The sequence below is a fragment of the Clostridium sp. BL-8 genome (assembly GCF_002006495.1).
In the GTDB taxonomy this organism is placed as follows: Bacteria; Bacillota; Clostridia; order Clostridiales; family Clostridiaceae; genus Clostridium.
On the sequence record NZ_LZZL01000020.1, the window covers coordinates 59,976 to 85,287 of the forward strand.

Here is a 25,312-nt window from a genome sequence, read left to right on the forward strand (position 1 = left end):
ATATTTTGATTTTACAAAAACATTCTTATTATTTCTTTTTCTGATTGTGCTAAACGTATATTTTTTACTAGATCTTCTTCTCTAATCATATGAAATAATTTTTTTATTTCTTGCCTATTATCTTCTTTAAGTGCCAACATAAAAACTATATCTACCATATTTTCATTGTTCCATTGAATTGGTTTATTTAGTTTTGCCATAATTATAGCCGGTTTTATGACATTTTCAGGTAATCCATGAGGAATTGCTACTTCATTATTGAAAACTACATTGCCCATAGATTCTCTTTTATATAGATTCAACATAAACTTATTATTAACAAAGCCTTTTTCTTCAAGTAATTCTGCCATTTTATCGATAACTTCTTCTTTCACTAAGCAATCCAGATTTAATAAGATCAATTCCTCTGAAATCAAGTTGCTTAGGTTACTATGTTCTACACTTTCATTTGAATCGTTTTCACTCTTTATAAGCTTAATTAATCTGTTAATTCCTATTCCATTTAACATGCTTTCATAATCGATAAAGGGTATATTAGCTACTTTAATTTTTATGGTTCCGCATACCGCTAAAACATCATATTCAATGGATAACTTTATAATTTCACCTTCTATATCTTTCTTATTTATGAAACCCATTGCAAATATTTCTATATTGCTATTCTCTCTTTCTAAACGTTTTTCAATATATGTTTTAATACTTAATGCATTACCTTCTCCAGTTAAGCATACTGTTACTATTGCTTTCTTTTTCTTCTTCCTATCACTTATTTCTGATTTAAATGTACCATTGTATTCTTTAACTTCTTTTAGCATTTCAACAATATTATCTAGGCTTTCTCCTTCTATTGAAGCCCTTCTAGCTGCTTCTAATGCTAGTAAAGTGTCAACCCTTGCTAAACTTTTAGTCCTGATTCCTGTTCTCTCTTCCACCATTGATGCAAACATTCCTAAAGATCCCATATCCACAAGTAATAAACAACCTCTTCCCTCATCTATTGCTTTAACCATTTCAATAGTTTTTTCTAATCCACTTTCTGGTGATTCATCTAAAGCTATTTCTATTCCTACGGCATCTTCTATACCTAATAATTTATTAACAATATCCGCCATTCCACAAGCGACATGCCCATGCGTAATAATAATCACCTTAACCTTAGGCTCTACATTAAATACGTCTGAACAGAATTTTTTTATATAAATAGCTATATATGTTACTTCTCTTTTTGGAATCTTTAGTTTTGTTGCCCTTTCTATCATTAATCTTATCTTTTCTGCTATTTTGATCTCTTGGACCATATTCTTGGTATTTACTTGAATATCAGATTTTGTTATAACTTTTCCAGTCATTACTCTTTCAATTGTAAAATTAATGTGGATGGCTAACGCAATGAAAAAACTATTGTTAATAAATTTATATTTTCCCCTGACTAGTTCTAAAATCCCCTCTGTTATGCTTATAACCTCAGGTCTCACTATAGTTTTTAGTTCATTTATATTAAGTAACTTTGTAATGTTTTTATTATCAATAATCTTTCCTAACTTATTTTCTACCTTTTCTAGAAGAATCTTATCTATCTCCTCTTCTCCTATCCCTTCTTGTTCAAGTTTCTTAAACTCATCTTCTATATACTGATATATTTTATTTTCATTTACATAATTTTTTATTTCATCCTTATTTTTTTCCTTGTTCTTTATGTCTACATATAAATCATCTATACCAAGATTTCTGACTTTCTCACTTTCCTTCTGTCCTTCAGCAAAAGCACTTTTGATAGAAATGCCAACATCCTCCATATCAATAACTACTTTATCCGTATTCTTAAACATGTATTTTACATAACTTTTAGCGCATATAACCTGAATATCACTTTTTAATTGACCTATATTAGCTTTGCAATTATACAACATTAAGCATGTTAATACATCTTTAGTTATTAAAAGATTTCTATTTATTCGCTGAGCCTCTCTGGTTAAAAACATGATTATAATTTCAAGCCTCTCAGACAAAGGTCTTTCCGTTAATTTAGGTAATTCAATAAGCATAGGTATTCTTCTTCTGAAAGTTAGAAGTAAATTAGACTCTGGATTCTCAGTAGTTGCTGCCAATATAAGAACGTTTACTTTTCTTTCAACATTTGTTTCTCCAAGTCTTCTATACTTGCCCTTATCTATCAAATAAAATAGAATTTCCTGCCCTTCTGATGGAAGTCTATGAATTTCATCTAAAAATAAAATACCTCCATTTGCTTTTTCAACTAACCCATCCTTATCAGCATCAGCTCCTGTGTATGCGCCTTTTGTAACTCCAAATAATTGGGCAATAAGTAGATTGGGATTTTCCGCATAATCTGCACAATTAAATATTATAAATGGTGCATTTTTAGGTTTTGCTCTGCTAGATATTGAAAATTCATACATACATTCTGCCAATTCACTTTTTCCTACTCCTGATCCGCCATAAATTAATGTATGAAGACCATTTGGCGGATATAGTATTGCTGCCTTTGCTAGATCTATTTTATTTTTAAGACTTCCTCTGTATCCTATGAGCTTTTTAAAGCTCTCTTCACTTTTATCCTCAGAGTCATCCGATACAACAATGTTTTCTTCTTTTGATATTACATCATTTTCGCCTTTGAATTCTTGAATCACTTCTTTTATATTTTTACTTATAATGCTTCGTGAAATATTATAGCCTCTCTCTATCATTAATTCCGTTATTTTTCTCTCTGATAAATTTATATTTTTTCGTAATATATCCCTTAAATCTGCCAGAAGTAACTCTTTCCTTCTATCTCTAGAGTCTGGAATATTTAGTTCATTTCTCATTTGTATTACCCTTAATCTTGGAATAGATAAGAATCCTGCAAGCTCTTGATCTGTATAAGGATTTTTTTTATCCTCAGAATTAATAAGTTCAATTAGTTTTTGCATGCAATCCCTCCATTTTAATACAGTTATTTTCTCCATAGTTAATATTGATTCTCTTTGTCTCCATACTTTTTATTCCATACTATTATATAAAGCAATATCTATGCCATTATACGTTTTGTGCCAAATAAGACTTTTTATTTATATAATATCCTCCTCTCCACAAATTTTTATTTGGAATGTAAAAAATCTCGCAAATAAAACACTTTTAAACTGCGAGATCTTTTTATACTTACTATATTACATTGTATTTTTCTTCTTGTATATCATTTTTATTTCAAATTTAGACATTAATTTTACTTTTCTGATTTAAATACATATTTCAAAAATCAGCTCATAAAAATCTTTTACATACTACTAATATTTAATTAAATAACTTTAAAGAAAAAAAAAATAAAGGTAGTCGAATCAAAATCGACCACCTTTACTTTTATATTATATTAATCAACTTTAGCTGTATCAATCCAGCTCATCATTCCTCTTAATTCTTTACCAACTTTTTCAATTGGATGCTCTGCTTCCATTCTTCTTCTTGCATTAAATCCTGGTCTATTTGTTTGGTTTTCTAATAACCAGTTCTTAGCAAATGTACCATCTTGAATTTCAGTAAGAACCTTCTTCATTTCTTTCTTTGTATCATCAGTGATTATTCTCTTACCGATTTGATAATCTCCATATTCAGCAGTATCTGAAATTGAATATCTCATCATACTTAATCCACCTTGATATAATAAATCAACGATTAACTTCATTTCATGCATACATTCAAAATAAGCATTTTCTGGTGCATATCCAGCTTCCACTAAAGTTTCAAATCCAGCCTTAATAAGCTCTGAAACTCCACCACAAAGTACTGCTTGTTCTCCAAATAAATCTGTTTCTGTTTCGTCTTTGAAAGTTGTTTCAAGAACACCAGCTCTTGCTCCTCCAATTCCATTTGCATAAGCTAAAGCATATTGTTTTGCCTTTCCAGAAGCATCTTGATGTACAGCTATTAAGCATGGTACCCCAGCACCTTCTGTATATGTTCTTCTTACTAGATGTCCTGGTCCTTTAGGTGCAACCATGAATACATCAACATATGCTGGTGGCTTAATTTGACCAAAATGAATGTTAAATCCATGAGCAAATACTAATGCGTTTCCTTCTTCTAAATTTGGAGCAATTTCTTCATTATATATTTTAGCTTGTTTTTCATCTGGTAATAATACCATTACTAAATCAGCTGCTTTTGCTGCTTCTGCAACAGTTGCAACTTTTAATCCAGCTGCTTCAGCCTTTTCCCAAGACTTACTTCCATTGTACAATCCAACTACAACATCTACTCCACTTTCGTGTAAGTTTAGTGCATGAGCATGACCTTGGCTACCATAACCTATTACAGCAACCTTCTTTCCTTTTAATAAATTTAAATCTGTGTCTTTTTCATAATACATTTTTGGCATTTTTATGACCCTCCTAATTATTATTAATTTTTATTAATATCTTCTTCACTTATTATTTGATTGATTGGTGCACCAGGTGCAACCATAGGAAAAACTTTTTTATCAGTATTAATTAAATAATCTATAAGAACTGGACCCTGTGAATCCAGAGCTTTTCTTAAAACGTCATCTATTTCTTCTACTTTAGATATTCTAAATGCTTTAGCTCCAAAGGCTTCAGCAAGTTTCACATAATCTGTTGGTCTATCTAGTGTTGTTTCAGAATATCTTCCTTCATAAAATAAACTTTGCCACTGTCTAACCATTCCTAAACAATTATTATTCATAATGACTTGTATTAAAGGAAGTTTATTTTTAACTGCAGTAACTAATTCATTACAATTCATTCCAAAGCTACCATCTCCAGCAATATTAAATACTCTTCTATCTGTTCTGCCTATTTGTGCTCCTATTGCTGCACCAAGACCATACCCCATAGTTCCAAGACCACCTGAAGTTATAAGAGTTCTTTCATTTCTAAATTTAAAGTATTGAGCTGCCCACATTTGATGCTGCCCAACTTCAGTAGATATTATAAAACTTCCATCATTTAATTCGTTTAATTTATTAAAAAATAATTCCGGTGTTAGTTCATCATTAGTTATATTCAATCTCTTGGATTCTTTTAAACTGTTTACTGTTTCAATCCATTCTTGGTCTTTCTTTGTCTTAACTAATGGTATAAGTCTATCTAGAACTTCCTTTAAATCTCCTACAATACATGCATCAACTTTTATATTCTTGTTTATTTCTGCGGGATCAACATCAATCTGCAATACTTTAGCATTCTTAATATGATTTTGATTACTTATAACTCTATCACTAAATCTAGCTCCAAGGGTTATCAACAAATCACATTTAGTTGCTGCAATATTTGATGCTTTTGTTCCATGCATCCCTATCATTCCAGTATATAACTCATGATCATTCGGGAATTCTGACATGCACATTAGTGATGTTGATACAGGTGAATTTATCTTTTCTGCAAAATTAATGAGTTCACCTGTTGCTCCAGATATTCCTACACCTCCACCTGCATATATAAATGGCTTTTTACTCTGATTTATTAACTCTACTGCTTCCTGCAACGAGCTTTCTGTAATATATTTTGACTTTCTAATTACTTCCCTTGGAATCAATTTAGTATACTGTGTCTTATCTGCAGTTACATCCTTAGGAATATCTATTAATACTGGTCCTGGTCTCCCATCTTGAGCTATATAGAAAGCATCTCTAATTATATCTTGAAGATCATTAACATCTCTTACAATATAGTTATGCTTTGTTATTGGCATTGTAATTCCTGTGATATCAACTTCCTGAAAGCTATCTTTTCCAAGTAATGACTTAGCTACATTTCCTGTGATAGCTACCATTGGAATTGAATCCATGTATGCTGTGGCAATACCGGTAACTAAATTAGTCGCTCCTGGCCCCGAAGTTGCAAGACAAACTCCAACTTTACCGGTAGCTCTTGCATATCCATCAGCTGCATGTGCTGCACCTTGTTCATGACAAGTTAGAACGTGATGGATTTTGTCTTTGTATTTATATAATTCATCATATATATTTAATACTGCTCCACCTGGATATCCAAATATAGTATCTACGCCTTCATCAAGTAGAGACTTTATCAGAATTTCAGCTCCAGTTAATAACATTTTATTCACTCCTTTGCTGATAAAATGATTGTAAATTTGCAATGCACAATTGTAGAAAATAAACTTAAGATTTCAAAATCATATTATTTTTTTCTTATTGCGCATCGCACATTGAAAACTGGAATTATAATTATTTTGCTTGTAATTTTTCACAAACTAATTTGCCCATTTCAACTGTTCCAACTTTTTTCTTACCTTCTGTCATTATATCTCCAGTTCTATATCCATCTTCAAGAACCGCTAATACTGCGTTTTCAATTGCCTTTGCTTCTTCCTCTAAAGAAAAACTATATCTAAGCATCATTGCTGCTGAAAGTATAGTTGCTAATGGATTTGCAATTCCTTGCCCTGCTATATCAGGAGCACTTCCATGAATTGGTTCATACATACCAAGTGTTCCGTCTCCAAGAGATGCTGAAGGCAACAATCCTATTGATCCCGTAACCATACTAGCTTCATCTGATAAGATATCTCCAAATAAATTTGACGTTACTATTACATCAAATTGGTTTGGATCTCTCACTATTTGCATTGCTGCATTATCAACATATAAATGATTTACTTCTACTTCTGGATAATCCTTAGCTATTTCGTTAACTACACTTCTCCAAAGTTTTGAACTATCTAAAACATTAGCCTTATCAACACTTGTAAGCTTTTTGTTTCTCTTCATAGCTATTTCAAATCCACTTTTAGCAATTCTAGTTATTTCATTTACATTATATCTTTCAGTATCATAAGCACTCTTTACACCATCAACTTCTTCTGTTCCTCTTTGACCAAAGTAAATACCACCAGTCAATTCTCTTACTATACAGATATCTATTCCATCTTTAACAATACTATCTTTAAGCGGTGATTCATTTTTTAGTGGTGCATATAAAACTGCTGGTCTTAAATTACAATAAAGATTCATTCCACTTCTTAATTTAAATAACCCTTGTTCTGGTCTTACTTTCCCAACATCCCATTTTGGTCCTCCAACAGCTCCTAGTAAGACCGCATCACTTTTCTTACATATCTCTAACGATGCATCTGAAAGTGGTGTTCCCTCTTTATCTATAGCGCATCCCCCTGCTAGCACATATTCGTAATCAAATCTATGTCCAAACTTATCACCAATAACTTTTAAAACTTTTGTAGTTTCTTCTATTACTTCTGGACCTATTCCATCTCCTGGTATTACAGCTATATTATATTTCATTACAAAACCCCCGTTTAATCAGTTTACAGTTTACAATTTTCAGTTAACAGTTATGGATAAAATCACTTTATAATTTCTTTAAATTTTCAATAATATTCATTATCCCAACTGTCAACTAACCAACTTTAATTCTTACTGTTATTATTACTTATTATTTATTGCTTTCATTTTATTATTTACTTATTGTTTAATTGGTTTAATTTATACTATTAGTTATTATTCTGATTATCTATTTCTTATATACCCAATTAATCCATCATTATCAATAATTTTTTGCATGAATTCTGGGAATGCTTCTCCTTGATACTCTTGATTCTTTGTTAAATTCTTTATAAGTCCTGTTGAAAAATCAACTTCTAATTCGTCTCCGGCATCAATGCTCTTCACAGCTTCATCACATTCTAAGATTGGCAATCCAATGTTAATTGCATTTCTATAAAATATTCTTGCAAAAGTCGATGCTATAACGCAACTTACTCCAGCAGTCTTAATTGCAAGTGGTGCATGCTCTCTTGAAGAACCGCATCCGAAGTTTTTATTAGCAACAATTATGTCCCCATCTTTTACATTTTTAACAAAATCAACATCTATGTCTTCCATACAATGTGCTGCAAGCTCTTTAGCATCTGATGTGTTTAAATATCTTGCTGGAATTATTACGTCTGTATCTACATTATCCCCATATTTGAATACTTTACCTTTTACGCTCATTACTAAATACCTCCTAGACTAATTCTGGATCAGTTATCTTTCCAGTTAATGCAGATGCTGCTGCAACTGCTGGACTTGCAAGATATACTTCAGATTCAACGTGCCCCATTCTTCCTACGAAATTCCTGTTTGTTGTTGATACACATCTTTCACCTTTTGCTAAAATCCCCATATGTCCACCTAAACATGGTCCACAAGTTGGTGTTGAGAATACTGCTCCTGCTTCAACTAAATCTTTTATTATGCCTTCTTCTAAAGCTTGTAGATATATCTTTTGTGTTCCAGGAATAACTATGCATCTAATTCCTTTTTTAACTTTCTTTCCTTTTAATATGTCTCTGGCTATTCTTAAATCAGAAATTCTACCATTTGTACATGACCCTATAACTACTTGGTCAATTACTACTTCTCCAGTATCATCAATTGTTCTTGTGTTATCTGGTAAGTGAGGGAATGAAACTGTTGGCCTTAGTGCACTTAAATCAATCTCAAATACCTTATCATATTCTGCATCCTCATCTGCTTCGTAAGCTGTCCATTCTTTAGTTGAATGTTCCTTTAAATATTGAGCGGTTTTATCATCAACCGGGAAGATTCCATTTTTTCCACCAGCTTCAATTGCCATATTTGCCATTGTAAATCTATCATCCATTGAAAGATATTGTAATCCATCACCTACAAATTCCATTGATTTATATAATGCCCCATCAACACCAATCATACCGATTATGTGCAATATAACATCTTTTCCGCTTACCCATTTAGCTGGCTTATTCTTAAGAACAAACTTTAAAGCTGAAGGTACTTTAAACCAGCACTTTCCTGTAGCCATTCCAGCTGCCATATCAGTTGATCCTATACCTGTTGAGAAAGCTCCAAGAGCGCCATATGTGCAAGTATGTGAGTCAGCTCCTATAACTACATTTCCTGCAACAACTAGACCTTTTTCAGGAAGCAAACAATGTTCTATTCCCATTTCTCCAACTTCAAAGAAATTTTCTATTTCCATCTTTTGAGCGAATTCTCTAATATATTTAACTTGCTCTGCAGCTTTTATATCTTTATTAGGAGTAAAGTGATCTGGAACTATTGCAATTTGACTTTTACTAAATACTTTATCTGTTCCAAATTTCTTAAATTCATTTACAGCTACTGGAGTTGTAATATCATTTCCTAAAACTAAATCAAGGTTTGCTTCAATTAATTGTCCAGCTTTTACACTTTCAAGTCCTGCATGTGCTGCTAAGATTTTTTGCGTCATTGTCATTCCCATTTCTAATCATCTCCTTAAAAATATGCTTTTACTTTTCTTTCAATATCTTTTATTAATTTATATTCTATTGAATCTACTAAAGCTATCCAGCTAGCTTGAATTACATCTCGAGATACCCCAACAGTACTCCAAGTATCAATTCCATCTGTTGATTCAATTAAAACTCTTACCTTTGCTTCTGTTGCACTTTCTGAATCTAAGACTCTAACTTTATAATCTACAAGTCGTGCCTGCTTCAGCTCTGGATAAAAGATCTCAAGAGCTTTTCTAATAGCCTTATCTAGTGCATTTACCGGACCTTCTCCTTCTGCTGCTGTCATTTCATTTTGTCCATCAACTGTGATATTTATTACTGCTGTTGAGCTGAAATCTTCGCTGCCATAAGGTTGTTCTCCAATAATTTTAAAATGATTTAATTTGAAAAAAGGTTTGTACTTGCCTATGATTTTTCTTATTACTAATTCTACGGTTCCTTCTGCCCCTTCAAATTGATATCCTTCGTATTCCAATTCCTTTAATCTATCTGTAATTTTTTGAACCGAACCATCATCCTTAGATATATTAGGGAATATTTTTTTAATTTCCTGAAGTATTGTACTTTTTCCACTTACTTCTGAAACCAAAAATCTTCTCTTATTTCCAACTGCTTCTGGTTCTATATGCTCATATGATCTTGAGTCTTTAGTTACCGCATCTATATGCATTCCGCCTTTATGAGCAAATGCAGAATTTCCTACAAATGGGTTTTGCTCTGTTAATGTAATATTACATATTTCAGCAATATATCTGGCTGTTTTAGTTAAATTTATCAATTCAATATTGTTTAACACCTCATATTTTAGCTTTAACTTTAATGTAGGTATTATTGCACTTAAATTAGCATTTCCACATCTTTCACCAATTCCAATAAATGTTCCTTGAACTTGAAGCGCCCCAGCTTCTACTGCCATTACTGAATTTGCTACTGCCATTCCCATATCATCATGACTGTGAATTCCAATATCTATTGATATTTGTTTCTTTACTTCTTTAGTTATCTCATATATCTCTTGAGGCAGTGAACCTCCATTTGTATCACATAATACAACTACTTGTGCTCCAGCTTCTTCTGCCGCTTTTAGGGTTGCAATTGCGTACTCCTTATTTGCCTTGTATCCGTCATAAAAGTGTTCTGCATCAAAAATTACTTCTTTCCCTTTTTCACAGAGATATTTAATTGTATTTTTTATCATCTCAATATTCTCATCCAAAGAAGTTTTGATTATATCTAAAACTTGAAAATCCCATGCCTTTCCGAATATAACAATTGTATCTACTCCCGATAACATTAAATCTCTGAGATTTTTATCATCCTCTGTATTAATGTTAGGTCTTCTAGTTGATCCAAAAGCTACTATCTTTGCAGTCTTAAGTTCCACATCCTTAAGCCTTTTAAAGAATTCCATATCTTTTGGATTTGATCCAGGGTTGCCAGCCTCAATATAATCAATCTTCATCTCATCCAAAGCTCTAACTATTTTAAGCTTATCTTCTAATGAGAATGAAATTCCTTGTCCTTGAGCTCCGTCTCTCAAAGTAGAATCAAATATCCTTACCTGATTCTGAACCATATATTCTTATCCCCCTTTTTATCATTTATTGCCATTGCTTACATTCACTTTGCACTAATAACTTTCAATAGAATTTTTTATGGTTTTTTCTCCCCGTTGAAGTGCTGTAACTCCAGTTCTCACCAGCTCTTCTATACCATACTCCTCCATCAAATTTATCAATGCTGATATTTTATCTTCATCCCCAGTTAACTCTATAGTCAGCGTATCGGTAGATAAATCAATTATCTTGCTTCTAAAAATATTTACCGTTTCATTTATCGCTGCCCTGCTTTCTGCATTTGCTCTTACTTTAATGAGCACTAATTCTCTGTAAACTGATTCATTTGCTTTAAAGTTAATGACTCGTATTACATCCTCTAACTTACTTAATTGCTTTTTTACTTGCTCTAATACATTATCATCATCCATAAGCGTTATTGTCATTCTTGAAATTAAAGGATCTTCAGTTCTACCAACTGTTAAGCTATCAATATTATATCCACGCCTTGAAAACAGTCCGCTAACTCTACTCAAAACACCTGATGAATTCTTTACTAGAACAGATAGCACATGCTTTTCCATAAACTTCCCCCTAGATATTTTTTATTATATGCCCTAAAAATGGTTAAAAAAATCCACCCTTAATGATATAAATCATAAGAAGTGGGATAATATTCCGCCTTATATAATATCACTAGGTTCTAACAAACCCTTGCATATAACGGATGCACACCGGACATCTTTTACTCGAAAAATATTTTTTCTTTCTGGATTCTGCTCAGGAGTGATAATTATAAAGCTAAAGTATCGATTCTCACCAACCATCGACTCTCTGCAACTTATCTGCAAAACAATTGTCTCCATCTCAGCATTTAATAACCTAAGGACCTATTCAATTTTCTTGTTAGACTAAATTTTACTCTGGGTTTTTACTATTGTCAATATTTTAGTAATATATTTTTCATTCTCTTTTTTTTGATAATTTTAAGCTTATATAAATTGCTTATTTTTCAATATATGTATTGTTTTTTTATCAAATTATCATCATTTTTATTTTTAAATTAATTATATAAAGTTTTTTAAAGTTAATAATTAATAATCTTAATTTTTTCTCCTTATTCTATTAATTTAAAGTAATAGAAATTAATTCCTATAATTTGCTGAGATGATCTCCAAAATCCTCCATACTCTCGACTTCTTGAACATCTGCTAAAATTTCATCTAAACCATACTCATATATATTAAAATTTACTTTTGCTTCACATAGTTTAGAAATTATTTCTTCTTTATCTTCCTCGAAAATCAAATCTTTATTAATTGCTTCAATAAATGCTTCTGTCTTATATATTTCGCATTTTGCTCCTTCTTCTGCTCCTAATTGAGTAAATACCTCAAATCTAGGCTGATCTCCTCCAATTTCTGTCGCATCAACAAATCCATCTTTATGAATTACATCATCAAACCGCCATTCATAATATATGTTTATATATGCCTTTGCTCCCTCTATATCATTAAAGCCTTTACAATTACCTGTTGGCATAACTACTAAGTACTCGTTATAAGGTTCTTTATCCATATAATTTCCTCCTCTTTTGCAAACTCATTGTTTATTATTTTATTTATCCCCTTATTAATCATTTGTTATGCATTAATAACTGTAATGTAGTCTTGAAAGATTTATTTTAAAAATACATGACTTAAACTATATTTACATCTTTCATTTATAAATATCCAAGTAGAGAGTTTGATATATACAGTGGCATAAGAACTATAAATTTAAAAACTCACCTAAATGTTATTTCTTAATTTTGAAATCTATAAAATTATAATAGCAGAGTATAAAAAGGAGTCTACTCCAAACTCCTTTTTACACTCTGCTATTATAAAGCTTTATTTAATTAATATATAATTAATTGTATTTCTTTTCAATTAAATTTGCTAAACTATGAGCCATCTTATCTATTTCTGCTTGATCTTCACCTTCAAGCATTACTCTAACTAATGGTTCTGTTCCAGATGGTCTTATAAGAACTCTTCCAACACCATTTAAAGCGTCTTCTATTTTCTTTATTTCACCTTGTATTTCATCATCTGTTAAATATAGGTTTTTCTTGTCATTTGGTATTGTCGCATTTGCCAATACTTGTGGTAATTCTTTCATTATTGAACATAGCTCTGATAAAGGCTTTTCTTTCTTCTTAACTATACTTGCAATTTGAAGTGCTGTAACTAAACCATCTCCTGTTGAATTATAGTCTAAGAATATAACATGTCCTGATTGTTCTCCACCTAAAACATATCTATTTTTAACCATTTCTTCTAAGACGTATCTATCTCCAACACTAGTTTTTACAAGATTTATCCCTTCTCTTTTACATGCAATGTCTAATCCAAGATTACTCATTACAGTTACTACTAAAGTATCATCTTTTAGCTTTCCAAGTTCTTTTAAATACTTAGCACATAACATTAATATAAAATCGCCATTTATTAAATTACCTTTTTCATCAACGGCCAAACATCTATCCGCATCTCCATCAAACGCAAATCCTAAATCGCACTTCTTCTTGACTACATAATCCATTAATTCTTCTGGATGTGTTGATCCACAATTTTCATTTATGTTTGTCCCATCAGGATTATCGTTTATTACAAATACATCTGCACCTAATTCTCTAAATGCCTTTACTGATGATTTATATGAAGCTCCATTTGCACAGTCTAAAGCTATTTTTAATCCCTTTAAATTATAAGGTATAGTTTCCTTAGCAAATTCTATATAATCATCTAAAGCGGATACTTCAATTGTCTCTCTTCCAAGATCTATTCCAACTGGACTTGGTACACCTTCAAAATCACTTTCAATAACTCTTTGAATCTCATCCTCTAAATCGTCTGAAAGCTTGTATCCTTTATCATCAAAGAATTTTATGCCATTATATTCTACTGGATTATGTGATGCAGAAATCATAACACCTGCATCAGCTCCATATTTTCTTGTTAAATATGCAACAGCTGGTGTTGGTACTACCCCAAGCACTACTGCCTCGGCTCCAACTGATAATATTCCTGCTATTAATGCTGATTCCAACATATCTCCAGATATTCTTGTATCTTTTGCAACTAATATCTTAGGCTTATGAGCTGCTTCTGTTAAAACATATGCCCCTGCTCTTCCAAGGTTATATGCAGTTCTTGCTGTTAATTCTGTATTTGCAACTCCTCTAACGCCATCAGTTCCAAACATTCTACCCATAATTTTACCTCACTTTTTTATTCTGTTATAACCACTTAATTAATTTACAGTTGTGACCAAAAAACTTACGACTTTTCATAAATAGAACTTTTTTAAATCCGCATATGAGTTTTATCCCAAACTCATACCCCTTAACTCATAACTGTCTAAATGGCTCACCTTAAATAGTATAATATTTTTAAGCCCTATTTACAATCATGTCTTTCGGGCTTTCTATTATTTTTCGATTTTATATGCAAATGAAATCTTCAATATTTACTTATATTAGTCTATTTTTCCACTTTCTAATCTTTCCAGTACCATTTTATAACCATCACTACCATAATTTAAGCACCTATTTACTCTACTAATAGTGGCTGTACTCGCACCAGTAATTTCTGCTATTTCCGAATAAGTTTTTTTAGCCTTAAGTAATTCTGCTACATGTAATCTTTGCGCCAATGCCTTAACTTCATTTATAGTTGCCACATCTTCAAAAAACTTATAACATTCATCTATATCTTTCAATTCTAAAATTCCTTTAAAAAATAAATCTAATTCCTTGCTTTTAATTTTGGATTCTAAAGAACTCACCTTATCACCTCGCAGTATAATCATAAATATACTTAATCATACTTATTATAGCATACTTTACAACTTTAGTATGCTAGAGTTCATTATTCATCTTCTTCAATAACTTCAGACGAAAACTTATTTTCTAAGTTTGCTTCTTTTAATCTTAAATCTTTATATATATTTTTGGTTGGTACCAGCCAAACTTCACCTGTACCTCTGTACACGCTAACTAGTCCTTCTCCACTGACGGCAGTTCCAATAAGGGATTTTGATGATTTCTCTATTGAAAACTCAATATTTCCAGTCCTTAAAATCGCAAAATTTCCATCTACTCTTAATGTATCATTAATTAATACGCATTTAAATATTTCACTTTCTGGAACTGGAACCCTAAGTGCAACTATTCCATATCCTTCTAGCCTTGTTTGATATAAACCGTCACTTCCTAAAAGGGCTGCTGAAAAAGTTTTTTGCATTGTTGCATTAATCTCTATGCTCTCTTCGCATGCACAGAACATATCATCACTTACTATTATTTCATCATCTTCTAGTTCTATAAGTGCAAAATGATCAAAAGATGGTTCTAAAAATATTTCTCCACTCCCACTATATACTGGCTTGAATGCAGTCTCTCCAGTTAACTTGCTTGATATTATTTTTTTCCCAAATCCTATAAGTCCACCTGATTTACTTCTTATGTCTATATCACCCTTCATATAACTCAAAGTACCCGGCTCTAGTTTTACTGAACTTTCATTTATTATTATTCTTATTTGCTTTAGTTTGACTCCACTTTGTCTAATCACATTAATTCCAAAGGCAGTTTGAACATCTGTAGCCCCGTCTAAATTCTCATATTCTAATATTTGAAATTTAGATTCTCCCTCCATTTCTGATAACATACTTAACTTATTTGTAAATTTCAGTGAACTCCTCATAAAATCACTCCCATCTTATAACATATTATTTTATTAATTATTTGAACTTAATTCTTCTAGCAATGTAAATATTCTTTTATTAAGTACAGGATGCATAAGGTATGGTGCTATTTCATTTAGCGGCTTTAATACAAATTCTCTTTCATGCATTCTAGGATGAGGAAGAATTACCTTTTCATTAGAAGATATTAATTCATCATACATAATAATGTCTAAATCAATAGTTCTAGGCCCCCACTTTATTTCTCTTTTTCTATCAAACTCCAACTCAATTTCAAGCAATAAATCCATAAGTTCTTCAGCTTCAAGTATTGTTTCTATCTCCACCACTGCATTTAAGAAATCTTCTTGATCTAAATATCCCCATGGTTTTGTTACTATAAATGACGATTTTTTTTTAATTTCAACATTTTTTTCTGCACATATCCTATTAATTGCTTCTTTTAAATAATTTTCTTTATCTCCAATATTAGATCCCAGTCCTATATATGCCTTATGTCTTTTTCTTTCAATCATTATTTCTACAGTATCTAAATGCTTTTTTATTGGCGCCCACGGCTTTTTTAAAAATACTTTAACACCATATATTACCTTATATTCGCTCAGAATAAAATCTGCTAAATTTAAAGCTGCAGTTTCTATAAGTTCATGGCTATCCCTCTTAAATTCTTCTTCAATTTTGTCGCATAATTCACCATAATGGACTGATTTAAGCAAATCTCCAGTTTTTCCTGCGGATTTTAAATCTAAATCTATCTCTAACGATAGTATAAATTTCTGTCCCAGTCTTTTCTCTTCTTCAAAAACTCCATGAAAAGCAAATAATTCTAAGTCTTTTATATACATTTTATCCATAATTTATCCATCCTATCCTCTTATGCCTATAAAAAAACACTAATCCAAACATGCAGCACTGCATAACCTAAAACATGCTAACTATTTGTCTATTATTTTTTAATTTCGCCTTATTATTGCATCAGTCATCTTTGCTGCCCTTGAATTTTCTAACACATCGTGAACTCTTACAAAATCACAGGCGTCTTTCATTATTCCAATTACAGTTGTCGCAACTGTTCCTTCTACTCTTTGCTCTACCGTTAGGTCCAATGCAAGACCTATCATAGACTTTCTTGATGTTCCAAGAAGTATTGGATATCCCAATTCTTTAAGCCGCTCTAAATTATTCATAGTTTCTAAATTTTGCTCATAAGTCTTTGCAAAACCTATTCCTGGATCTAATATTATATTTTCATCTTTTACCCCTGCATCCTTAGCTATTTTTATGCTTTCTTTCAAATCTTCTAGTATATCGTCCATTAAATTTTTGTAATCCTTATTTTCTCTGTTATGCATTAAACAGCAAGGAACATTATATTTAGCTGCAACTTTTGCTATATCTTTTTCTTTCTTAAATCCCCATACATCATTAATAAGATTAGCTCCTGCTTCTATAGCTTTTTCAGCCACCTTTGCTTTATATGTATCTATAGATATAGGAATATCGAAATTTTCTCTTATAGCCTTTATTATAGGAATAACCCTGCTTATTTCTTCATCTTCTTCTACTGGTGTGTGATTGGGCCTTGTGGATTCTCCTCCTATATCTATTATATCAGCACCATTTTCTATCATCTGTTTAACATGCACTATAGCTGCATCTATATCATTAAATTTTCCACCATCAGAAAAAGAATCCGGTGTAAAATTTAAAATTCCCATAATATATGTTCTTTCACTAATTTTAAATTCCTTATTCCCTATTTTCATTACAACTAATGCCTCCTAATAGTATATCTTCAAATTCTTTTTTTCATCGCTCCAATTACATTCAGTTAATGCCTTACATGTAATACACTGTCTTGAAAGTTTATCTGCTCTATATATAAGCAAAGAAAATCCTTTACTCTTCTTATTTCTATGTCCTAATATTCCTTGCTTTATCAATTCAATTTCTTCGTCATTAAATTTATAATCCTCTAAAATTGTTTTTGCAATTTCCCACGAAGCCATTTCATGTGGAATTCCATCTTCATATTGAAATGATTTTCCTATATCATGTAAAATTGCAGTTGTATATATAATTTCTCTTTCAAAGCCCAAACTTTCCTCCAAATTTATCAAATATGCAATTCTTGCCACATCTAAAAAATGTTTTAGATTATGCTTGCAAAACTTTCTACCCTTCTCAAGCTTTTTATTTTTCTTTAAATAGTGTATATATTTTTCATCATTTAAGATACAGTTGAATCTCTCCATATATTTTTTACCCCAACAGCTTTCATATTTACTAATCTATATACTTATAATCATCATATGATTATTTATTATTATATCATTTGCTCATGATTTTAAGGTACAAATAGACAAATTTTTATTTATGTTGTAGATAATACTTTATCTTGAGAGATTCTTACATCCAAGTGGCTCTATCACTAGATGTAACATTTCTTAATAACAAAAAAACATCTTGAAATAACTTAAAAGTCATCTCAAGATGTTCCCTCTACATTTTAATAAACTTTAGCTTGTTCTTCTCCATCAAGTACTCTTATAGCACCTTGAGCTAATGCTAATAGCTCATCTTCTCCTGGGTAAACTGTTACTGGCGCAATCCAGTCAACCTTTGCTTTAAGATCTGGTACAAGAGTTGGCGAATATGCTATTCCTCCTGTAAAGATAATTTGATCTACTTTCCCCTCTAATACTACTGACATTTCTCCTATTGCTTTTGAAATTTGATAAACAAATGCTTTATAAATTTTCTCGCATTCTTTATCTCCGGCTTCCATTTTATCTATAACACCTTTTACATCATTTGTATTTAAGTATCCGACAAATCCGCCTTTTCCAACTGTCTTGCCATATACTTCTGCTTCACTATATTTTCCACTAAAACACATTTTTATTAAATCACCAATTGGAACTGATCCAGCTCTTTCTGGTGAAAATGGACCATCTCCATCTAAAGCATTGTTAACATCAACAACTTTACCATGCTTATGAGCTCCAACTGAAACTCCACCACCCATATGTACAACAACTAAATTTAGATTTTCATATCCTTTTCCAGTTTCTTTACCATATCTTTTAGCTACTGCTTTTTGGTTTAATGCATGGAATTTACTCTTTCTTGGAAGCTCTGGTACTCCTGATAATCTTGCTACATCAGCTAATTCATCTGTAACAACTGGGTCTACTATATAGGAAGGTATGTTTAATTCATCTCCTATTGACTTAGCAATGATTCCACCAAGATTTGAAGCATGAGGTCCTTGAACTCCAACCTTTAAATCTTCTACCATTGCATCATTAACAGCATATGTTCCGCCTTCTACAGGTTTAAGCATTCCTCCTCTGCCAACAACAGCACTTAAAGTTCTTATATCAAAGTTTTTCTCCTTAAGAACATTTAAAATAACCTCTTTTCTAAATCCAAATTGATCATATATTGTTTCATATCTCTTTATTTCCTCATTTGTGTGTCTTAATGTTTCCTCAAATAGTTCCTTTTCATTTTCATAAACACCAATCTTTGTTGATGTTGAACCTGGATTAATTATTAACAGCTTATATGACATTTTGAATCCCCCTCTGATTTAATGCATTTAGAATGCAGTAATAATAAAATAAATTATTATAAATTTAATTTTTAATCGCCCTTTATGGTTTATTAACTGCTTAATTACTTATTTTTTGCTGCAACTAATGCTGCTAGAGCTATTGAATTAACTTTTGTTTCAAAAGAATCCGCTCTTGAGGTTAAGATAACTGGTGCTGAAGTACCTACTAGAAGTCCACCATTCCTTGATTTAGAGAAGTATGTTAGTGTTTTATACATTACATTTGCTGTTTCAATATTTGGTAATAATAGTATATCTGCTTTACCTGCAACTTCACCTTTAACACCTTTATGGTGAGCTGCTTCTTCTGATATAGCATTATCTAATGCAAAAGGTCCGTCAACAACGCATCCTTTAAATTGTCCTCTGTCACTCATTTTTGCTAATAATGCAGCATCAACTGTTGATGACATATTTTCATTTACAACTTCAACTGGACATACAACTGCTACATTAGGAATTTCTATTCCACATGAATGTGCAACTACTACTGCATTATTTATCATACCTGCTTTATCCTTAAGTTCTGGGTATGTGTTAAATGCTGCATCAGTTAAGAATAATAATTTATCCCATCCTTCTATATCAAAAACTGCAACATGTGACATTAATTTTCCTGTTCTAAGTCCTACTTCTTTATTTAATACGCTTCTTAAAAATGTAGCTGTATCCACTAATCCCTTCATAAGCATATCTGCATGCCCACTTGAAACTAACTTTACTGCTTCTAATGTAGCTTTCTTTGGATCTTTAATATCCATTATTTCATAGTCTGATAAATCTAAGTCTATCTTTTTAGCAATTTCGTGTATTTGTTGCTTATCTCCAACTAATATCGCCTCTGCTATATTATTTTCTGTAGCCTCTTTAATAGCTTCTAAAACCGGCTCATCTTGTGCCACTGCTACAGCAACTTTCTTGATTGGAACTTCCTTTAGTCGTGATAGTAAATCGTCAAAATTTTTACTCATCTTTACACCTCTTACATTTCATACTATTTTTGCTTGTTATTAATTTAATTATCTTGTTAAATTTCTGTCAATCACTGGTATAAGAATTTCTTTCATCTATCATTGTAACAAAAAATAATTGTAAATGTTAAATTTTCAGAAAATTGTTTTTATTATTTTATAGAAATTTTTTTTAATATAAATTATATTATAAGTCATGATTTTTCTTATATGCATTAAAAAAACTCAATTTAAATGCATATTTATTGTAAATCAAGTAATTTTACAAAATTTAATCATATTATATAAAAAAATAACAGACAATTGTATTAGTCCATTATTTTTAATTATTACTTAATTTATTAGTTACAATACATAGAATTTTTGAATTATATGTTCTGCAACCTTTATACCATCTACAGCTGCTGAAATTATTCCTCCTGCAAATCCAGCACCTTCTCCTGTTGGATAGAGCCCACATACATTTATGCTTTCAAGTTTTTCATTTCTATTGAGCCTAACTGGCGCTGATGTTCTAGTCTCTATACCCGTTAAAACTGCATCTTCTCTCGCATAGCCCTTTATCTTTTTATCAAAATTTACAATTCCTTCTTTAAGTGCTTCAACAACGTAATCCGGTAAACACTTCTTTAACTCTTTAAATTCATATCCTGCAGTATAACTCGGTACAACCTGGCCTAACTTACTTGATACTCTATCTTTCATAAAGTCCCCTACTAGCTGCACTGGTGCCTTATACTTTCCACCACCTAATTTAAATGCTAAGTTTTCATAATATCTTTGAAATTCCATTCCTCTGAGAGGAGAATTTCCTTCAAAATCCTCTGGTGAAACAGTTACTACTAATGCTGAATTAGCATTTTTTAAGTCTCTTGCATGATAACTCATGCCATTTGATACAAGCCTGCCTTCCTCTGAAGCTGCCGCAACCACTACTCCACCCGGACACATGCAGAACGAATATATTCCTCTTCCTAATCTCTCACTTTGGTAAGTTAGTCTATAATCAGCAGCATGTAATTTCGGATGATCGTGACTCTCTCCATATTGACTAATATTTATCAATTCCTGAGGATGTTCAATTCTTACTCCTATTGCAAATGCTTTCGCATCCATTGAAACTTTTTCTTTATATAACATTTCATATGTGTCCCTTGAACTGTGGCCTATTGCAAGCACTAATGCCTCACAGGAAATTTCTTTTCCATTAACTATTATGCTTTTTAATTTACCGTTCTCATATGTTATTCTCTCTAACTTGGAATTGAAATTAACCTCGCCTCCAAGATTTTTAATTTCTTCTCTTATATTCTTAACTACACCTTTTAATAAATCAGTCCCTACATGAGCTTTACTCTCATACTTAATTTCTAATGGTGCTCCTGCCTTTATCAGTTCATCAAGTACAAATGCACATCTATGATCTTTAATTCTTGTGGTAAGCTTTCCGTCTGAGAATGTACCTGCTCCACCTTCGCCAAATTGAACATTAGATTCCAGATTAAGCTCTCCAGTACTCCAAAACTTTTCCACAGTCTCTGTTCTTTTATCCACATCTTCCCCACGTTCATACACAATTGGCTTATATCCCTGTCTTGCTAAAGTTAATGCAGCAAAAATTCCTGCTGGCCCAAACCCTACTACTACTGGTCTAAAATTAAGTTTTTGTGTTCCTGACTTTATAGTTTCTATTTCCTTGACTTCTTCAAGTTTTATATCTTTATCATGAATTTTAGATAATATCTTTTTTTCTTTTTCGCAGAATACATCAACACTATAATTAAATTTTATATCATTCTTTTTCCTTGCATCTATGCTTCTTTTTATTATACTTATTTTATTAATATTTCCATTAGATACATTTAACCTTTTACAAACCTTCTTTTCTAGAACTTCTAATTCATCGTCTAAACCTAAATTTATATTATTTATCCTTATAGCCAAAATTTATTCACCATATCCTTTCAAAGTCAAAGCATGATTTCGCTTTGTACTTATTATATCCTTCATTGAACTACTCCAAACTAAGTTAAAAAAATTATATCATAAAAAATCACAGTACTCATTATACTGTGATTTTTTTATTATTCTTTCTTTTTAACTACTATATGAACACTTCCAACCTCTGATATTGTTACATTATCAGCTCCAACAAGTGTCGCTTGTGGCGTATAATCAAAAGTTCCTTCCGCTTGTACTTTCGATAAATCCAATATAACATTTATATTCTGAGTTGCTACTTTATCTAATGCATCCTGACTTCCTGTCACCTTTACATTTGTTGTTAAATTCTGTGTTTCTACTGAAAGTGCATCATTTAAGTTTTTGTATTGAACGTTGCACACTAAATTCTTTGTTGTATTTTCTTCCTTTGTTACTTTAAATTTAACTTTAACTGTATTTTCATTGTTCAGAACGGAAATTCCATCCGGCAGGTTAAGCTTAACATCCATTTCACTATCAGCTTGTAATGCTGACATATCCACAGGTTCAGTATCTATGGCTTTTACTTTGTTTAAGTTTTGAATATCTCCAAGGACATTTACATAGTTTTGGCTCAGTTCATATCCTCCAAAAGTAAATCCTTGAGGAACACTACCTGAAGTTATTAAACTTATTGGCACAGACTTTCCATTTGTTACTGTGATAGATAACTTTGCAGTTTGAACATTAGATTGAACATTGCTAATTTCATTACCTGATGAATCTACAAATTTTATATCATAATCCTTCTCCATATTCTGATCTACATCTTTTTCTTCACCATTTAAGGTAGCAGCGTCAATTTTTTCTATAGAGCTTTTTCCTCCTTTTACAGTTACAGTTTGAGGGCTTATTGATTGTCCCTTCTCATAAATATTTTCTTTATATGAAACTTTTATATTTGACTTTATTGGTATATCCTTTTGAACCAGCTCTTCTAAACTTACTTTAACACCCAAAAAGCCATTATTCTTTATATCTATATTTTCAGGGGCGCTTACAACTTGAACTGGTATAGTATTATCTCCTGTTTTTAACGCATAAGCTGACATATCGGCTACTATTTTAAAGTCCTCTTTTTTTACTTTTATCATTTCACTCGATGGGCCTTCTAACTTTAAATCCACCGTAAATTGCTGCTTATCTGCAATTGCAAGTTTTGAATCCGTTAATGAATCCTCATTAATTAGTTCTACAGGAACATTTTTCAGGTCATATGTTCTAAGCGGATTCTCAACATTTGAGACATATAGCCATAAACCTAATGATAATAGTAAGCATACAATCTTGACTATTAACGTTCTGTTTTCACTCTTATCCATGACCTAACCCTCTCTCCTGCTGATTTTACCTTCTTTTCATTTCTATTTTCTATTATTTTAGTTAATACAATTTTTAATCTATCTTTATCATAGCCTCTTGTAATCCTTCCATTGATAGCTAATGATATGACTCCTGTCTCTTCAGACACAATTACGACCAATGCATCTGATACTTCTGACAATCCCATTGCAGCTCTATGCCTAGTTCCTAGTTTCTTGCTAATTGTATTGTTATCCGTTAACGGCAAGACACATCCTGATGCTAGAATTCTATTATTCCTTATTATTGTTGCTCCATCATGAAGTGGTGTATTGACTACAAATATATTTTCTAAAAGATTTGAAGTTACGTTAGCATCCAATAATGTTCCCTGCCCAATTATTTCATTCAGACCTGTACTCTGCTCCATTACAATTAATGCGCCTGTTTTGCTTTCGGATAAATTTTGTACAGCTATTGCAATTTCGTTGATTGTAGAATTAAAAGCTTCCTTATTGTTTTGATAGTGTTTATCATCAAAAGCACTTCTTCCTAGATGTTCTAAAGCTCTTCTAATTTCCGGTTGAAAAATTATGACTACAGATAATACCCCGATAGTTAATGTTTTATTTAATATAAAATATAACATATCTAATCTTAATAAATAGCTAATTGGAATAAGTGCTATTATTAACAATATTCCTTTTAATAATTGTTCTGCTCTTGTTTCTTTTATTAACATATATCCTTTATAGAATATGAAAGATACAACTAATATATCCAATACAGACCATATTGACATATTAGAAAAACTTTGTACTAGCATCGATAAAAGTTCATTCAAATGTCTCACCTCTCTTCTAATTAAAATTATACAACAAATGCTATACTCATACACATATAGAGTATTATAATTTTATTACTTTTTAATTATTTTTATAATAATTTTTTATTAATTCTTCTGGCTTTTCTAGTTTAATATCGTTAGAAAACCCTATAAATGATTATAAAAATAAATAGTGTATATAATTACTTTCTTTGGCAATAATATTACTTGTTGCACTATACCGAAGGAGGTTTTTTATGAAAAAGAAATATAGTATTTTTGTAATTGCTTTAATACTATATCTTTCCGTTATTAATGTAAATCCAACTTTCGCCAAAACATTAGGTGAAACTTGTAGTGAAACTAAGAATGTCCAAATAAATGAGAAAACTACTGAAAATAACATAAACGCTAATTCACAATTCAGAGAAAATCGTGATGAAGTTCTACAAGTATTTAATCATGATACTCAAAAATTATATATAACGGGTGAAGATATAGATTTAATGGCAAAGGTTGTTTCTGCCGAAAGTCGTGGTGAACCATATGCAGGAAAGGTGGCTGTAGCTTCTGTGGTATTAAATCGTACCATTGACCCTCATTTTCCAAACACTATAAAAGAAGTTATTTTCCAAAAAAATGCATTTTCCTGTGTTAAAAATGGTCAAATAAATGCTAGTGCAGACCAAGATTGTTATGATGCAGTATACGATGCAATTAGAGGTATTGATCCAACAAATGATGCCCTGTTCTTTTATAATCCAGCCATAGCAACATGTAACTGGATGAAAGAAACTCAAAAAATCAATGAAACAACCATAGGACATCATACTTTCTTCAAAGTAAAAGCTTAGTTTTAAATATCGTAAAAAAATCAGGAGTTATATCAAAAATTTGATTTAGCTCCTGTTTCTTATTTTTAGGCACCATCAAATAAATAACAAGTCAATTTGCCAGCCTATTTTCCATTAGAGGAAGCTCGACTCGCTACGCTTGCTGAGTA

Annotated in this window: 21 protein-coding genes; 1 reads left to right on the forward strand and 20 read right to left on the reverse strand. The window is 31.4% G+C overall.

Features of this window, described 5'->3' with window-relative positions:
- Positions 1-11 precede the first annotated feature (11 nt).
- The 20 genes from CLOBL_RS09055 to cdaA all read right to left on the reverse strand — a co-directional run bounded on the left by CLOBL_RS09055 (position 12) and on the right by cdaA (position 24,327).
- Positions 12-2,936 carry a sigma 54-interacting transcriptional regulator gene (locus CLOBL_RS09055; protein WP_077858721.1) on the reverse strand — a complete coding sequence of 975 codons (2,925 nt, stop codon included), beginning with the start codon at positions 2,934-2,936 and terminating at the stop codon, positions 12-14.
- 437 nt (positions 2,937-3,373) lie between these two features.
- On the reverse strand, positions 3,374-4,378 hold the full coding sequence (gene ilvC / locus CLOBL_RS09060) for a ketol-acid reductoisomerase (RefSeq protein WP_077858722.1): 1,005 nt from the start codon (positions 4,376-4,378) through the stop codon (positions 3,374-3,376).
- Between the two features lie 23 nt (positions 4,379-4,401).
- Positions 4,402-6,078 carry a biosynthetic-type acetolactate synthase large subunit gene (gene ilvB / locus CLOBL_RS09065; RefSeq protein WP_077858723.1) on the reverse strand — a complete coding sequence of 559 codons (1,677 nt, stop codon included), beginning with the start codon at positions 6,076-6,078 and terminating at the stop codon, positions 4,402-4,404.
- Positions 6,079-6,208: 130 nt separating this feature from the next.
- Positions 6,209-7,282 (reverse strand): 3-isopropylmalate dehydrogenase, encoded by a 1,074-nt coding sequence (leuB, locus tag CLOBL_RS09070; RefSeq protein WP_009167909.1) that lies wholly within the window; start codon positions 7,280-7,282, stop codon positions 6,209-6,211.
- Between the two features lie 225 nt (positions 7,283-7,507).
- Complete coding sequence (leuD, locus tag CLOBL_RS09075; RefSeq protein ID WP_077858724.1) at positions 7,508-7,993, reverse strand: 3-isopropylmalate dehydratase small subunit; 486 nt, start codon at positions 7,991-7,993, stop codon at positions 7,508-7,510.
- Positions 7,994-8,006: 13 nt separating this feature from the next.
- Positions 8,007-9,266 carry a 3-isopropylmalate dehydratase large subunit gene (gene leuC, locus CLOBL_RS09080; RefSeq protein WP_077858725.1) on the reverse strand — a complete coding sequence of 420 codons (1,260 nt, stop codon included), beginning with the start codon at positions 9,264-9,266 and terminating at the stop codon, positions 8,007-8,009.
- 14 nt (positions 9,267-9,280) lie between these two features.
- Positions 9,281-10,876, reverse strand: a complete 1,596-nt coding sequence (gene cimA / locus CLOBL_RS09085) for a citramalate synthase (protein WP_077858726.1) — start codon at positions 10,874-10,876, stop codon at positions 9,281-9,283.
- 54 nt (positions 10,877-10,930) lie between these two features.
- Positions 10,931-11,440 carry an acetolactate synthase small subunit gene (gene ilvN, locus CLOBL_RS09090; protein ID WP_077858727.1) on the reverse strand — a complete coding sequence of 170 codons (510 nt, stop codon included), beginning with the start codon at positions 11,438-11,440 and terminating at the stop codon, positions 10,931-10,933.
- A gap of 568 nt (positions 11,441-12,008) precedes the next feature.
- On the reverse strand, positions 12,009-12,434 hold the full coding sequence (locus tag CLOBL_RS09095; protein WP_009167904.1) for a hypothetical protein: 426 nt from the start codon (positions 12,432-12,434) through the stop codon (positions 12,009-12,011).
- 333 nt (positions 12,435-12,767) lie between these two features.
- Positions 12,768-14,114: a phosphoglucosamine mutase gene (glmM, locus tag CLOBL_RS09100; RefSeq protein WP_077858728.1), complete on the reverse strand. Its 1,347-nt coding sequence runs from the start codon at positions 14,112-14,114 to the stop codon at positions 12,768-12,770.
- Between the two features lie 264 nt (positions 14,115-14,378).
- Positions 14,379-14,687, reverse strand: a complete 309-nt coding sequence (locus tag CLOBL_RS09105) for a YerC/YecD family TrpR-related protein (RefSeq protein WP_009167902.1) — start codon at positions 14,685-14,687, stop codon at positions 14,379-14,381.
- An 83-nt stretch (positions 14,688-14,770) separates the two neighbouring features.
- Positions 14,771-15,607 carry an AIM24 family protein gene (locus tag CLOBL_RS09110; protein ID WP_009167901.1) on the reverse strand — a complete coding sequence of 279 codons (837 nt, stop codon included), beginning with the start codon at positions 15,605-15,607 and terminating at the stop codon, positions 14,771-14,773.
- Between the two features lie 33 nt (positions 15,608-15,640).
- On the reverse strand, positions 15,641-16,462 hold the full coding sequence (folK, locus tag CLOBL_RS09115) for a 2-amino-4-hydroxy-6-hydroxymethyldihydropteridine diphosphokinase (RefSeq protein ID WP_077858729.1): 822 nt from the start codon (positions 16,460-16,462) through the stop codon (positions 15,641-15,643).
- A gap of 99 nt (positions 16,463-16,561) precedes the next feature.
- Positions 16,562-17,374 (reverse strand): dihydropteroate synthase, encoded by an 813-nt coding sequence (folP, locus tag CLOBL_RS09120; protein ID WP_077858730.1) that lies wholly within the window; start codon positions 17,372-17,374, stop codon positions 16,562-16,564.
- Positions 17,375-17,389: 15 nt separating this feature from the next.
- Complete coding sequence (locus tag CLOBL_RS09125; protein WP_077858731.1) at positions 17,390-17,863, reverse strand: HD domain-containing protein; 474 nt, start codon at positions 17,861-17,863, stop codon at positions 17,390-17,392.
- 254 nt (positions 17,864-18,117) lie between these two features.
- A complete protein-coding gene (buk, locus tag CLOBL_RS09130) occupies positions 18,118-19,185 on the reverse strand; it encodes a butyrate kinase (protein ID WP_077858732.1) in 1,068 nt (355 codons plus the stop codon).
- Positions 19,186-19,289: 104 nt separating this feature from the next.
- Positions 19,290-20,198, reverse strand: a complete 909-nt coding sequence (ptb, locus tag CLOBL_RS09135) for a phosphate butyryltransferase (protein WP_077858733.1) — start codon at positions 20,196-20,198, stop codon at positions 19,290-19,292.
- Positions 20,199-20,543: 345 nt separating this feature from the next.
- Positions 20,544-22,142, reverse strand: a complete 1,599-nt coding sequence (locus CLOBL_RS09140) for an FAD-dependent protein (protein WP_077858734.1) — start codon at positions 22,140-22,142, stop codon at positions 20,544-20,546.
- A gap of 140 nt (positions 22,143-22,282) precedes the next feature.
- Complete coding sequence (locus CLOBL_RS09145; RefSeq protein ID WP_077858735.1) at positions 22,283-23,503, reverse strand: CdaR family protein; 1,221 nt, start codon at positions 23,501-23,503, stop codon at positions 22,283-22,285.
- The gene (gene cdaA, locus CLOBL_RS09150) at positions 23,476-24,327 is read right to left on the reverse strand and encodes a diadenylate cyclase CdaA (protein WP_077858736.1); all 852 of its coding nucleotides are present in this window, start codon (positions 24,325-24,327) and stop codon (positions 23,476-23,478) included. Before cdaA ends, CLOBL_RS09145 begins: the two co-directional genes overlap by 28 nt.
- A 239-nt stretch (positions 24,328-24,566) precedes the next feature.
- On the opposite strand from cdaA, the gene CLOBL_RS09155 reads away from it, so the two are divergent.
- Complete coding sequence (locus tag CLOBL_RS09155; protein ID WP_077858737.1) at positions 24,567-25,163, forward strand: cell wall hydrolase; 597 nt, start codon at positions 24,567-24,569, stop codon at positions 25,161-25,163.
- The last annotated feature ends 149 nt before the right edge of the window (positions 25,164-25,312 follow it).

Excerpts from the sequence above, each read along its gene's own strand:
- CLOBL_RS09055 (WP_077858721.1), bottom strand. The coding sequence starts at position 2,936 with ATGCAAAAACTAATTGAACTTATTAATTCTGAGGATAAAAAAAATCCT.
- ilvC (WP_077858722.1), bottom strand. The coding sequence starts at position 4,378 with ATGCCAAAAATGTATTATGAAAAAGACACAGATTTAAATTTATTAAAA.
- ilvB (WP_077858723.1), bottom strand. The coding sequence starts at position 6,078 with ATGTTATTAACTGGAGCTGAAATTCTGATAAAGTCTCTACTTGATGAA.
- leuB (WP_009167909.1), bottom strand. The coding sequence starts at position 7,282 with ATGAAATATAATATAGCTGTAATACCAGGAGATGGAATAGGTCCAGAA.
- leuD (WP_077858724.1), bottom strand. The coding sequence starts at position 7,993 with ATGAGCGTAAAAGGTAAAGTATTCAAATATGGGGATAATGTAGATACA.
- leuC (WP_077858725.1), bottom strand. The coding sequence starts at position 9,266 with ATGGGAATGACAATGACGCAAAAAATCTTAGCAGCACATGCAGGACTT.
- cimA (WP_077858726.1), bottom strand. The coding sequence starts at position 10,876 with ATGGTTCAGAATCAGGTAAGGATATTTGATTCTACTTTGAGAGACGGA.
- ilvN (WP_077858727.1), bottom strand. The coding sequence starts at position 11,440 with ATGGAAAAGCATGTGCTATCTGTTCTAGTAAAGAATTCATCAGGTGTT.
- CLOBL_RS09095 (WP_009167904.1), bottom strand. The coding sequence starts at position 12,434 with ATGGATAAAGAACCTTATAACGAGTACTTAGTAGTTATGCCAACAGGT.
- glmM (WP_077858728.1), bottom strand. The coding sequence starts at position 14,114 with ATGGGTAGAATGTTTGGAACTGATGGCGTTAGAGGAGTTGCAAATACA.
- CLOBL_RS09110 (WP_009167901.1), bottom strand. The coding sequence starts at position 15,607 with ATGAGGAGTTCACTGAAATTTACAAATAAGTTAAGTATGTTATCAGAA.
- folK (WP_077858729.1), bottom strand. The coding sequence starts at position 16,462 with ATGGATAAAATGTATATAAAAGACTTAGAATTATTTGCTTTTCATGGA.
- folP (WP_077858730.1), bottom strand. The coding sequence starts at position 17,374 with ATGAAAATAGGGAATAAGGAATTTAAAATTAGTGAAAGAACATATATT.
- CLOBL_RS09125 (WP_077858731.1), bottom strand. The coding sequence starts at position 17,863 with ATGGAGAGATTCAACTGTATCTTAAATGATGAAAAATATATACACTAT.
- buk (WP_077858732.1), bottom strand. The coding sequence starts at position 19,185 with ATGTCATATAAGCTGTTAATAATTAATCCAGGTTCAACATCAACAAAG.
- ptb (WP_077858733.1), bottom strand. The coding sequence starts at position 20,198 with ATGAGTAAAAATTTTGACGATTTACTATCACGACTAAAGGAAGTTCCA.
- CLOBL_RS09145 (WP_077858735.1), bottom strand. The coding sequence starts at position 23,503 with ATGGATAAGAGTGAAAACAGAACGTTAATAGTCAAGATTGTATGCTTA.
- CLOBL_RS09155 (WP_077858737.1), top strand. The coding sequence starts at position 24,567 with ATGAAAAAGAAATATAGTATTTTTGTAATTGCTTTAATACTATATCTT.